This window comes from Amycolatopsis sp. NPDC006131 (assembly GCF_040614175.1).
In the GTDB taxonomy this organism is placed as follows: domain Bacteria; phylum Actinomycetota; class Actinomycetes; order Mycobacteriales; family Pseudonocardiaceae; genus Amycolatopsis_E; species Amycolatopsis_E tucumanensis.
Map to the genome: position 1 here is coordinate 73,278 of NZ_JBEXTX010000021.1, position 12,322 is coordinate 85,599.

Genomic DNA, 12,322 nt, shown 5'->3' on the forward strand with positions numbered 1-12,322 from the left:
GGGGCCTTCGCCTGTCTTCAGGTCGCCGCTCAGGCGCCGCGGCCCCGCTCGGTGTCGGCCTCGATGTGCTCCTTGCGGACCTCGCCGGCCACGGTCTCGGTGTCCTGAACCTGGTCCTTGGCCAGCCGCACCCGTTCGACCGGCACCGCTTCGGTGTCCACCACCGGCCGCTCTTCGCGGAGCACGACCTCGTGTTCCTCCTCCGAGATGGCGGGCCCGTCCATGGCCTGGCCGCGGTTGGCGTCGGTGATCGGCTCCCGCTCGACGCGCACTTCCTCCCGGGTGACCGGGACCTGGACCTGCTCGGTCTCGGTGACCACGTACTTCCGCAGCCGGGCGCGGCCGCGTTCACGCTGCTCGGTGCCGACCCGCAGCCGCTCCTCCGAGCGCGTCATGGCGTCGTCGGTGGTCGGGCCGGAGATGTCCCGGCCGGTGGTCTCCTCGTGGCCGCCGGCTTGCCCGGGCACCTGGTAGTGGCGGTAGAGCCGCTGCTCCTCGCTCTCGTCGATGTGGCGGCCCTGGGCGGTCGGGTCGGGCTCGACCCGCGGCGCGTCCTTGATCAGGTCCTTGGGGTAGGCCGTCTCCAGGTCGCCGTCGTCGCGTGGGCGCACCCCCTGGACGGGCACCAGGGAGTCGTGGGTGCCGAACATGCCGGTGCGCACCGTCAGCCAGGTGGGGTGGCCCTGCTCGTCGTCGGTCCACAGCTCCTCGACGCGGCCGATCTTCTCCCCGCTGGTGTGGTAGAGGGTGTGGCCCGCCCAGTCCGCGAAATAACGCGTGCCGATTTCGGTCATGGTGGTTCCTTCACTGGAGGCCGGCGGAGGGCCGGCGGATGAGGGGGAACCCGACGCCGACGAGGACGGCGTTCTGCTCAGTCGGGTCCTTCGGTGCCGCCGCGCAGGCCCTGCGCGGCTCGACCTCAGTTACCCTCGGCAGTGATCGGTTATCGGACCAGCCCGGATGTCACCGCAATGGCGCAGACTGCGTGCCGAATTCGACGACCGACAGTAGAAAATGCCCCTGCCGCCGCCCGTCGGCCCGGGGCCATCCGGGCGACGGCACACGGACAGTAGTGCGCGGTTCCGGCACGAATCGGGGCCGCGGAATCAGCGGCGGCGCAGCAGCGACCGCACCTGCTCGGCCCGGTAGCGGGCGCCCCACAGGCCCACGCGCAGCAGGGCCTCGCGGATGATGGCGCTGCTCATCTTCGACTGGCCGATCTCCCGCTCGGTGAAGGTGATCGGCACCTCGACCACGTCGAAGCCGGTGCGGACGGTGCGCCAGGCGAGGTCGATCTGGAAGCAGTAGCCGCGCGAGGCGATCTCGTCCAGCGGGAGCTTCTCCAGCACCTCACGCCGGTAGGCGCGGAACCCGGCGGTCACGTCCTTGATCCGCACGCCGAGCGCGAGCCGCGAGTACAGGTTGGCCGCGCGGGAGAGCAGTTCGCGGTGCTTGGGCCAGTTCACCAGGCTGCCGCCGGGCGCGTAGCGGGAGCCGAGCACCAGGTCGGTGTCGGCGAGGGCCTCGAGCATCCGGGGCAGGTCCTCGGGCGCGTGCGAGCCGTCGGCGTCCATCTCGACGATGGTGCGGTAGTCGCGTTCCAGGCCCCACCGGAACCCGGCCACGTAGGCGGCGCCGAGTCCGGCCTTCTCGGTGCGGTGCAGCACGTGGACGCGGTCGTCGCCGGCGGCGATCTTGTCCGCGAGCTCCCCGGTGCCATCGGGGCTGCCGTCGTCGACCACCAGGGCGTGCACCTCGGGCAGCGCCCGGTGCAGCCGGTCCAGGATGAGTGGCAGGTTGTCCCGCTCGTTGTAGGTCGGGATCACCACCAGCACCGGATCGATCGGTCGGGCCGCCCGTGGCGCGTGCGCCATCCCCTTGTTCCTCCCCCGCGGAGAACCTCACTCCGCCCTGGTCGCCGTCGTGCTCGCCGCCCGGGTGCGGACGCGCAGCACGAGCCCGGCCAGGATGGCGGCGAGCGCCGCCCCGACCAGCCCGTACTCCGTGGACGCCCCGAGTCGATCCGACAGCGTAGCCTGTGTGCGCAGCGGCACGTCCCCGACCAGGGACGCGGCGGTGAACTGGCTGGTCGACTGGGTCACGGCGCCGTCCGGTTCGACCAGTGCGCTGACCCCGCTGGTGGCCGACACGACGACCGCGCGGCCGTGTTCGACGGCCCGCAGCCGCGCCATCGCCAGCTGCTGGTAGGTCATTTCGCTGTGCCCGTACCAGGCGTTGTTGGTGGGCAGCACGATCAGCTGGGCGCCGTCGTCGACCGCGTCGCGGGAGACGTAGTCGTAGGCGATCTCGTAGCAGATGGGCACGGCGACGCGGGTGCCGGCGATGTCGAGCACCGCGGGGGTGGATCCGGCCTGCATGTCGCCGGTGTCGTCGACGAAGGGCGTGAACCAGCGGGCGATGGAGCGGGCGGGGACGAACTCGGCGAAGGGCACCAGCTCCTGCTTGCTGTAGCTCTCGCCGCGGCCGGTGGCCGGGTCCCACACGAACTCGGTGTTCTGGGTCCGCTGCCCGGGCTCGCGGTAACGGGCGCCGATCAGGGTGGGGATGCCGAGGTCGCGCACCACCTGGTCGAGCACGGGGTCGGTGGTGGTGAGGTCGGTGGCGGTCTCCGGCCACACGATGAGGTCCGGCGTGGGCACGGCGCCGGAGCGGATCCGGGCGGCCAGGACCTCGCTCTGGGCGAGGTGGTTGGCGCGCAGGGTGGCCGATTCGTTGATCAGGTCGAGGCCGACGTCGGGCGCGTTGCCCTGCACCGTGGCCACCGTGCGGCTGCCGGCCTGGGCGGCGGTGCCGATCGTGGGCCACAGCGCGAGCCCGGCGATCACCGGGACGACCGTGGCGATCACGGGCAGGCGGAGCGCGCGCCAGTCGCGGCGGGCGGCGTGCGCGAGCAGCGCGGCCAGCGCGAACCCGGTGAGCACGACGGCGAACCCGGTCAGCGGCGCGCCGCCGATCGAGGCGAGCGGGGTGAACGCGCCTTCGGGCTGGCTGAACGCGACCCGGCCCCACGGGAACCCGCCGAAGGGCCACCAGCTGCGCGGGGTCTCGCTGGCGATGATCACCGCCGCCATCCACACCGGCGCGCCGGGCAGGCGGGCGACGAGGGTGCAGAGGGCGGCGGCGAGCCCGAGGTAGGCGGCCAGGGCGGCGGACAACGCGACCCACGGGGCGGGCCCGAAGCCGCGGCCGAGGAAGTCCTGCAGCCAGAACAGCAGCGGCAGGTACAGGCCGAGCCCGAACGCGAAGCCGTAGCCGAGGCCGCCCCAGAACCGCCGCCCGCGCAGCGCCAAGCCGAGACCGGCGAAACCGAGCGGCGCGAGCCACCACAGGTCGCGGGGCGCGAAGGCGAGGTAGAACACGACCCCGGACGCCGCGGCGAGCGCGAGGCGCAGCAGCCAGGGCCGCCACTGCCGCTTCTTCCGGGTGGGTGCCGACGGCTCGGCGGACTCGGCCACTGGTGCTGCCACGCGATGAACTCTAGGCCGCCGAGGTGAACGCGTCGTAGAGCACCTCACCGCCCCGGACCGTGCGCAGGCAGGTCGGCAGCGGCGCGTCCGGGTCGAGCGGCGGCAGTGCGGGGACGCGCGAGCGCGGGTCGGTGGACCAGCGCTGGACCCGGGAGTCCGGCGCGGCGACGACGAGGTCGGCGGCGTCCCAGATGGCGTAGTGCGCGGGCGCGCCGGGCACCAGGCTGCCGGTGAGGCCGTCGTTGACGCCCGCGGCGCGGTGGCCGCCCCGGGTGTGGGCGGTGAAGGCGGCGCGGGCGGACAGGCCGGAGCCGGGCGTGCGGTGGTGGACGGCCGCGCGGACGCTGTCCCAGGGCTGCAGCGGGGTGACCGGGCAGTCGGAGCCGAACGCGAGCAGGACCCCTTCGGCGGCGAGCATCGCGAACGGGTTCATGGCCGCGGCGCGCTCGGCGCCCAGCCGCTGGGCGTACATGCCCGCGGGCCCGCCCCACAGTGCGTCGAACTGGGGCTGCATGGAGCCGGTGACGCCCCAGCCGGCCAGTGCTTTGGCCTGCTCGGCGTCGATCATTTCGAGGTGCTCCAGGCGGTGGCGGCCACCGGCCAGGGCGCGCTGCCCGACGGTCTTCTCGGCGAGCTGGAAGCCGCGCACGACTTCGGCCACGGCGGCGTCGCCGATGACGTGGAACCCGGCCTGCAGTCCGGCTTCGGTGCAGGCGACCAGGTGCGCGGCGATGGTGTCGGCGTCGAGGTAGCGGGCGCCGGTGGAGCCGGGTGCGTCGAGGTAGGGCTCGTGCAGGGCGGCGGTGCGGGAGCCCAGCGCGCCGTCGGCGAACAGGTCGCCGGCCAGGCCACGCGCGCCGAGGCGGCGGGCGGTGTCGACGGCGTCGAGTTCGCCCCAGTAGGCGACGACCTCCGGGTGGCCGGGTTCGGCGGCGAGTGCGAGGAGGTCGGCGAGGTCGTCCTCGCCGGAGATGTCGGGCCCGGCGCACTCGTGGACGCTGACGATGCCGCGCGCGGCGGCCAGGCGGAGGAAGGCCTCCTGGGCGCGGCGGCGCTGCTCGCGGGTGAGCGCGGCGCGCACGGCGGCGCGGACGTGGTGGTGCGCGTCGCGGGTCAGCGGCCCGTCCGGGGACCAGCCGGCGGCGTCGCGGGCGGCGGGGGCGAGTTCGACCAGCGCGGTGGACACCAGGGCGGAGTGGACGTCGACGCGGCTGAGGTAGACGGGGACCCCGGCGGCGGCCTCGTCGATCTCGGCGCGGCTGGGCAGCCGGTCGGCGGTCCAGGTGGTCTCGTCCCAGCCGTGGGCGACGAGGACCTCGCCGGGGCGGGCGGCGGCGCGGATCGCGGCGAGCAGGCCGGCGGCGTCGGTGATCCCGCCGAGGTCGGCTCCGGCGAGGTGGAGGCCGGTGGCGGTGGCGTGCACGTGGGCGTCGACGAAGCCGGGGGCGACGAACGCGCCGTCGAGGTCTTCGACGCGGGCGTCCGGGTGCAGTGCGCGGCCGGGGCCGTCCTGGCCGATCCAGACGATGGTGCCGTCCTTGACCGCCATCGCGGTGGCGTCGGGGTTGCTGGGCGAATGGATCCGCCCGCCCAGCAGGAGCGTGGTGCTGTCGTCGGTCACGGTGTCGAGTGTGCACGATGGGTCGCGACGAAAGCTTTTACGTCGTATTGTCACTTTCACCGGAAGTTTTGACGCCGCAGCGCCGACGAGGAGCAGAGATGACTGCGATCCAGGAAGTCTCCCCCGCCGACACCGATGTCGCCGAGCAGCCCTACGCCTACCGCCGCACCGAGCTGGCCGAACCGGACTGGCGCCGGTTCCCCGGGTGGCGGGAGGTGACCGAGGCGCAGTGGCGGGACGCGCAGTGGCAGCGCGTGCACTGCGTGCGCAACGTCAAGCAGCTGCGCGCGGCGCTCGGGGATCTGGTCGAGGAGCGGTTCTACGAGGATCTGGCCGCCGACCAGCGTGAGCTGGCGACGATGTCGATGCTGGTGCCGCCGCAGATGCTGAACACGATGTCGGTGGACTCGACCGAGGCGTTCTACGCCGACCCCATCCGCCGCTACATGCTGCCGGTGCGCAGCGACCGCGACCCGGAGTGGCCCAGCCACCCGCACTCGGCGCGCGACTCGCTGCACGAGGCGGAGATGTGGGTGGTGGAGGGCCTGACCCACCGCTACCCCACCAAGGTGCTGGCCGAACTGCTGTCCACCTGCCCCCAGTACTGCGGCCACTGCACCCGGATGGACCTGGTGGGCAACTCGACCGAGCAGGTGGTCAAGCACAAGCTGGACCTCAAACCGGTGGACCGCCAGGACGCGATGATCGGCTACCTGCGCCGCACGCCGGGCGTGCGGGACGTGGTGGTCTCCGGCGGGGACGTGGCGAACGTGCCGTGGCACCAGCTGGAGTCGTTCCTGATGCGGTTGCTGGACATCGAGACGGTGCGCGACATCCGGCTGGCGACCAAGGCGCTGGCCGGGCTGCCGCAGCACTGGCTGCAGCCCAAGATCGTCGAGGGGCTGGAGCGGGTGGCGGGCACGGCGCGGCGGCGCGGGGTGAACCTGGCGATCCACACGCACGTCAACCACGTCCAGTCGGTGACGCCGCTGGTGGCCGAGGCGGCGCGGACCGCGCTGGAGGTCGGGGTGCGGGACGTGCGCAACCAGGGGGTGCTGATGCGCGGGGTGAACGCGACCCCGGCGGCGCTGCTGGACCTGTGCTTCGCGCTGCAGGGCGAGGCGAACATCCTGCCGTACTACTTCTACCTGTGCGACATGATCCCCAACGCCGAGCACTGGCGGCTGGCGGTGTGGGAAGCGCAGGAGCTGCAGCACGCGATCATGGGCTACCTCCCGGGCTACGCGACGCCCCGCATCGTCTGCGACGTGCCCTACGTCGGGAAGCGGTGGGTGCACCAGGTCGCCGAGTACGACCGGGAGCGCGGCATCTCCTACTGGACGAAGAACTACCGCACCGGAATCGAACACGACGACCCCGAGGCGCTGCGCCGCCGCTACCCGTTCTACGACCCGATCTCCACGCTGCCCGAACAGGGCCGCGCCTGGTGGTCGGCGCGCGGCTGAGCGATCAGGCCGTGACGATCACCGCGATCGTCACGGCCACCAGCAGCGCCACGTAGGCGATGGCGTGCCGTGCGGGCGAGCAGGCCCAGCCGATCGGAACCGGCGCCGCGGTCGAGAAAGCCACGGCGCAGCACGCAGTCCGCGATCGTGAGCAGCAGGAAGGCGACGAACGCGGCGTGCAGGACCTGCTCCCGCACCCGGCCGCGGGGGGCGCCGACGGCGATGTGGACCTGATTCTGCACGAGATCCAGGCACCCACCGACCACCGTTCGACTGCCGCTCCCCCGCCGCCCCCGCCTGCGTGCGCTGCGCCTGGACTCAGCGACAGCGAAATCCCCACGTCCCGCCGTCCGCGTGGGCGGCGCCACGGACCACCTGTGCGAATGCACCGTGGATCGCCTGTTGCACGCTGCATGCCCTGACCCACCTGACCACCGGCACGCCGGCGCCTGGTTGAGTCTCAATCGAGAATCACCGTCGGCTTGTAGATCTCGAACCAGTGGTAGAAATCGAGCGCGTTGTTCAGGTCAGGAATCGCACGGTAAGGCGCTTGCGTCGGATCGAGCTGAACGAGGTCCGCGAGCCAGCGCTCATCCATGAGCTCAAAGACCGGATGATCGTCCTTTGACAGCACATCCTTGGCCTGACACTGGAGAGCGGCGAGGTACACCGGGTCGTTGCTCGCCGGGAACCCGCTCTTCTGCCGGTCGGCAACCGACTGTGGGAGCAGATCGCGAACAGCATTCCGGAGGACGCTTTTTTCCCTGCCGTCGTGGGTCTTCATGCGCCAGGGGATGTTGTAGGCGTACTCGACGAGCCGGTGGTCGCAGTAGGGCACCCGCACTTCCAAGCCGACAGCCATCGATATGCGGTCTTTCCGTTCCAGCAACGTTCGCAGGAAACCATTGATGAGAACGGTGGTGATCACACGCGCGCGCGCGTCTTCCCGGCTGTCGTTAGGAAGGTGCTGAACCGTACTCGCCACGGACGAATATGCGTCCGCCAGGTGGTCCAACACAGCCAAAGACTGCAACAGTTCAGGGCGGAGCCACGGTGCCCGGCAACTGGCCACACTGAAATTCGCGAACCGTCTCGGATCCAAGAAGGTCTCCGACAGATCTTCCTGATGGAAGAACGGATATCCACCGAAGATCTCGTCCGCTGATTCGCCGGACAACGCGACCGTCGACTGCCGTCGAATCGCGCGGCACAGCAGGTAAAGGGAGGCGTCCATCTCTCCCAGCCCGGGCGTGTCCCGTGCGGCGAGCACGGCACGGCGGATCGCCGGATCAGCCAGCTCCCGGGCATCGATGACGATGTCCTCGTGGTCGGAACGGACGAGGTCCACAACGTCGCGGACGTAGGGCGCGTCACGATCGACCTGCATCAACGCCTGCCGGAAGTTTTCGGAATGACCGACGAAGTCCACCGAGTACGTCCTCAGTTCCCGCCCTTCACCCCTGGATTGGCCGGCGGCGATACTGGTGATCGCCGTCGAATCGAGACCTCCGGACAGCAGCACGCAGTGCGGGACATCGGCGAACCGCTGCCGCTCCACTATGTCGTCGAGCAGTTCTCGGACGACCTTCAGAGTCGTCGGTTCGTCATCGACGTGCGGTCTCGACTCCAGGCGCCAAAAACGCCGGGTCCTGAGCCCCGTCCGGTCGGCCCGCAGTACGGTACCCGGCTCGACTTCGAACACGTTCTGCCAGAACGAGGACCCCGGCATCTTGACGAACGACGAGAACAAGGCCCGGATGCCGTCGCCATCGACCACCGGAGGAACGAGAGGGTTGGCCAGGATCGCCTTCGGTTCGGAACCGAAAAGCACACCACACCGAGTCGGTGAATAGTAGAGGGGCTTTACGCCCATCCGGTCGCGGACCAAAAAGAGCACCGAGTTGCGCTCATCCCAGATTGCGAACGCGAACATGCCGTTGAGGCGCTCGGCAACCGCCTCACCCCATTCGAGGTAAGCGTGCAGCACGACCTCGGTATCACTGCTCGTGCTGAACCGGTGCCCCAGGCTCGCGAGGAGCGACCGGAGTTCGCGGAAGTTGTACACCTCCCCGCTGTAAACCAGGCTCACCGTGCCCGCTCCGGTCTCGACGGTCATGGGCTGCGCCCCGCCAGGAAGATCGATCACTGCTAACCGCCGGTGCCCGAAAGCGACCTCGCGCCTGATCCACGTTCCCGAGGCATCCGGCCCCCGGCAGCTCATGGTCGACGTCATTGCCGCGACGGCGTCCCGCTCCTCGGTCAGATCACGTTCGTACGAGACCCATCCCGCGATGCCACACATGTCGCTCCTTCCGCGAAGCTGTGGCTTCCGATACTGCGAGGCAACGGGCTCAGCGGTAGAGGTGCTTTGTTTAACCGGAACACGTTGCGAAACGATCGTTTCGCCTAGTAAACTGAACAAAGAGCGGTCGCGACGTGGAGGAGGCCATGAACCGGTGAGTCACCTCGAGCCCCCTACCCGGGAACAGCTTGCGGAGTACGCGCACGGTCGCGGCTGGCGAGTTCAGGGCCCGGAACTCGACCAGCTGCACGCCGAGGTCGTGGAGTTCTTCGAGCTCGCGGGTTTCGAACGCCTCGACCACAGTCCGGAGCCGCCGCACGCCCTCGGCCGCTCCCAGCGAGACGCGGGACGGGCGCCGACCTCGCACGAGGACCCGTTCCACGCCGTCATCCGCTTTTGCCGCGTGCCGGGTGCCGACAGCGGCCCGTTGTCCACGATGCGGATCGGTGTCAAGGACAACATCGCCGTGGCCGGCGTCCCCATGACCGAGGGGAAGCCCTCGAGTACACCCTTCGTGCCCGCGGAAGACGCTGTCGCGGTCGAGCGCCTGCTTCACGCCGGCGCGAGCATCGTGGCGAAGACGAACATCAACCTCGGGGACGAGGGATTCGGGTGGACCCGCAATCCGCGTGATCCGCGGTTCTGGGCTGGCGGGTCCTCATCCGGCTCGGCTGCCGCGGTGGCCGCCGGGATCGTCGACGCCGCGCTCGGTGCCGATCAGGGCGGCAGCATCCGCAACCCAGCCTCCTACTGCGGAGTGGTCGGCATGAAGCCGACGCACGGTCTCGTTCCCACGTACGGCCTGATGTATTGGGACCACACCCTCGACCACCTAGGTCCCATCACCACTTCGGTGAAGGACAACGCGGCGATCCTCGAAGTTATCGCCGGTGCCGACTGGCGCGATCCGCAATGGGTCCGCGCCGAGCCGGCCCCCGACGACTACCTGGGCGCGGCGGATCTGAACATGCGGGGGCTCCGGATCGGTGTCGTCGAGGAATCCATCGTCGCAGCGGGATGCAGTCCAGAGGTGCTCAAGGCGTTCCACTCCGCACGGCGGACGCTCATCAGGCTCGGTGCGGACGTGGTACCGGTGTCGCTTCCCCTCTGGCGACTCGCGCCGAGGATCTGGTGGGGGGTGCTGACAGCCGGCGTCAGCACCATGGCGGGCTCCCATGGCCAGGGGCACGGGCACCTGGGGCGAGTGGATCTCCACCTCCTGGCGAGCTTGGCGCCGCAGTACCTGAGCGGTGAGCGCTGCGCGCCCTGGCTCGGCCGCACACTCCCCCTGGCGTTCGAGCACATCCGGTCACGCTACGACGGCATCCCGTTCGGCCAGGCACAGAACCTGCGTCTGCAGCTCCGCCGTCAGGTCGACGACGTTCTCGGACAGGTCGACCTGCTGATCACGCCGACCACACCGACCGGCCCCCCGCTGCTGGACGCGGTGAAGAGGCGCGAGCGCGTCCAGCGCGAAGACGCGCCAGACGGCATGTGGAACGCGGCCGTCAACCTCACAGGACACCCGGCGATCTCCATTCCCTCCGGCCTGGTCGGCGATGACCTGCCAACAGGACTGCAGATCATCGGCAGGCGTTTCGACGAGCGCACGGTTTACCGAGCTGCCTTCGCGGCGGAGTTCGAGTTCGGAGACGGTTGAACCGGGGCTGCTGGTCCTCCCGGGGAAGCCGCGGGAGAACCACGTCCGTAAAGCGACCTGGCCAGGTCGCGCTTCGCGGCCCGGTACCGTTCCACGACGCGCGGATCGAATCCGGCGGTTTCAGGAAGGTCCGGTACGCCACCCAGATCGTCGTGCACCGTCCAGCCGGAGCCGAGCGCGGCCAGCGACCGGTGCTTGACCGAGTAGTAGTCCGGGTGCACCGAGATCGCCACACCGCGGGCTCCGGCTGCTGCGGCGAGCAAGTGCACGTGAAAACGACTGGTGAGCCATACCTGGGACGGGAACGCGGGAAGCCCCGCGGCCCAGACCTCGTCGAACGGGAAGAAGCGTGCCGCAGGGAACTCGTGGCGGAGGAGTTCATAGACCTGGCCGTCTTGACCGGGGATGGCCTCGGCGAAACCGAGCCGCTCCTGCGGCACCTTCCAATGCTTCAAGGTGGCGAGAGCTATGGCAGCGAGCCGTGACGTGCCAGCCTCCACGAGGTCGGATTGCAGACAGACCATGAACTCGGGCGCCGGCCCGATCCGGAACAGCTGTGGCCCGAGCGTCAGGAAGGCGTCGTCGACGCCGGGTTCGACGTTCAGGATCCGCGCCGACACCGCGTCCCGGACGTCGACGACGTCGAATCGGTCGGCGAACGCCTGGACGAGCGGTTCGCAGTGCGGGGACACCGGGGCGATGCCCTGACCGGTCATGGCCGTCCGCGCCCCCGACCTACCCGCGGCGGCGACGACGCCCGCGAGCAGACCGACCTGCCGCGACCACATCGTGTTGATGTAGCCGCCGCCGATCAGGTGCACCAGGTCAGCGCGGGACAGCAGTTCGAGCCCGTGAGAGTAACGCGTCGCTCGAGAAGGTGACTGCACGACATCGCGCACCCAAGCTGCGACCTCCCACGGTTCGTCCGAGGGGGCGTCCCGGCACAGCCGCCACAACGTGTCGGTGAAGTGCACCCGAGGATGCTCGGCGGACAACAGCACTGCCGCCGACCCGGGGCAGTGGGTATCCACCCACACGTCGGCGTCCGGAGCTGCCTCCGTGAGATAACGTAGCCACCCGGTGGCGATCAGCTCGTCGCCGAAGTTCGGCCAGCCTGCGGCCGCCACGAGGTAGTAGAGCCGTCGCTTCGTGCTAGTCGCGGGGACAGGATGTGCTCCACTCATCACGTTGGTAGTGAACCGCCGGCGAGGCATTCGAGCGCCGGAGGCGGAATCCACCAGAGCCATCCAGGACGGTCCCGCAGGTTGGCCCGACCACTGCGCCCGGGTCCATCACTGTTGCTCCCCGATGAGCTCCACCCGGGTCTCCGTTGTCTCGAGCGGGGTCGAGGGTGTGCCCAGTGGTTGTCCGTGCGCTCCGCGACGACCCTACCGCCGTGGATGCGGTCGTGGCGGACGCACAACGGGATCGTGCCTTCTCGTGCCACCAGCACCGACAACAGCGCCCCAGCCGCTTGCGAGCATCATTGCCACACAACTCACCTTCTACGTCACCCACCGGATTCGGACGGTTCGCGAGATGCCCGGGCGGCCTCGCCGTCGCCGCGGCGGGCTGCCTCGTGATAGCGGCCGGCAGTACTGCCGGACCGGTTTCGGTCGCCGTGGGATGCCTGGTCGTCTCCTGGCGCCTTCGCGGAAGCGCCAGCGAGCGCTATTGAGCAACTCCTAGATGTCGTGACTCGTGAGGTTGTGGACGGCGTGTTGGGTTGATTGTGGGGAGGGCCTCCGGGCGGAGTGGGTGTTGCGACGCATCCACTACCAGCCC

8 protein-coding genes are annotated in these 12,322 nt (G+C 70.1%); 2 read left to right on the top strand and 6 right to left on the bottom strand.

All coding sequences use genetic code 11. The features are described from left to right. Positions 1 to 29: 29 nt before the first annotated feature. The 4 genes from ABZ215_RS14365 to ABZ215_RS14380 form a co-directional block, all read right to left on the bottom strand. Positions 30 to 794, bottom strand: coding sequence for a PRC and DUF2382 domain-containing protein (locus ABZ215_RS14365; RefSeq protein ID WP_020417865.1), 765 nt, complete (start codon positions 792 to 794; stop codon positions 30 to 32). Positions 795 to 1,106: 312 nt separating this feature from the next. Next, a complete protein-coding gene (locus ABZ215_RS14370; protein ID WP_354949823.1) occupies positions 1,107 to 1,874 on the bottom strand; it encodes a polyprenol monophosphomannose synthase in 768 nt (255 codons plus the stop codon). A gap of 27 nt (positions 1,875 to 1,901) precedes the next feature. After that, the gene (gene lnt / locus ABZ215_RS14375; RefSeq protein WP_354949831.1) at positions 1,902 to 3,476 is read right to left on the bottom strand and encodes an apolipoprotein N-acyltransferase; all 1,575 of its coding nucleotides are present in this window, start codon (positions 3,474 to 3,476) and stop codon (positions 1,902 to 1,904) included. 22 nt (positions 3,477 to 3,498) lie between these two features. Further along, on the bottom strand, positions 3,499 to 5,109 hold the full coding sequence (locus ABZ215_RS14380) for an amidohydrolase (protein ID WP_354949824.1): 1,611 nt from the start codon (positions 5,107 to 5,109) through the stop codon (positions 3,499 to 3,501). A 98-nt stretch (positions 5,110 to 5,207) separates the two neighbouring features. On the opposite strand from ABZ215_RS14380, the gene ABZ215_RS14385 reads away from it, so the two are divergent. Further along, on the top strand, positions 5,208 to 6,575 hold the full coding sequence (locus tag ABZ215_RS14385; RefSeq protein ID WP_354949825.1) for a lysine 2,3-aminomutase: 1,368 nt from the start codon (positions 5,208 to 5,210) through the stop codon (positions 6,573 to 6,575). Positions 6,576 to 7,035: 460 nt separating this feature from the next. Here the strand turns inward: ABZ215_RS14385 and asnB are convergent, their stop codons facing one another. Then, complete coding sequence (gene asnB, locus ABZ215_RS14390) at positions 7,036 to 8,877, bottom strand: asparagine synthase (glutamine-hydrolyzing) (RefSeq protein ID WP_354949826.1); 1,842 nt, start codon at positions 8,875 to 8,877, stop codon at positions 7,036 to 7,038. A 154-nt stretch (positions 8,878 to 9,031) separates the two neighbouring features. Here asnB and ABZ215_RS14395 point away from each other — a divergent pair, with 154 nt between their 5' ends. Continuing rightward, the gene (locus ABZ215_RS14395) at positions 9,032 to 10,537 is read left to right on the top strand and encodes an amidase family protein (RefSeq protein WP_354949827.1); all 1,506 of its coding nucleotides are present in this window, start codon (positions 9,032 to 9,034) and stop codon (positions 10,535 to 10,537) included. On the opposite strand, the gene ABZ215_RS14400 is transcribed toward ABZ215_RS14395, so the two are convergent. Then, positions 10,492 to 11,664 carry a polysaccharide pyruvyl transferase family protein gene (locus ABZ215_RS14400; protein ID WP_354949828.1) on the bottom strand — a complete coding sequence of 391 codons (1,173 nt, stop codon included), beginning with the start codon at positions 11,662 to 11,664 and terminating at the stop codon, positions 10,492 to 10,494. The two genes, ABZ215_RS14395 and ABZ215_RS14400, sit on opposite strands and share 46 nt — an antisense overlap. Positions 11,665 to 12,322: the final 658 nt, after the last annotated feature.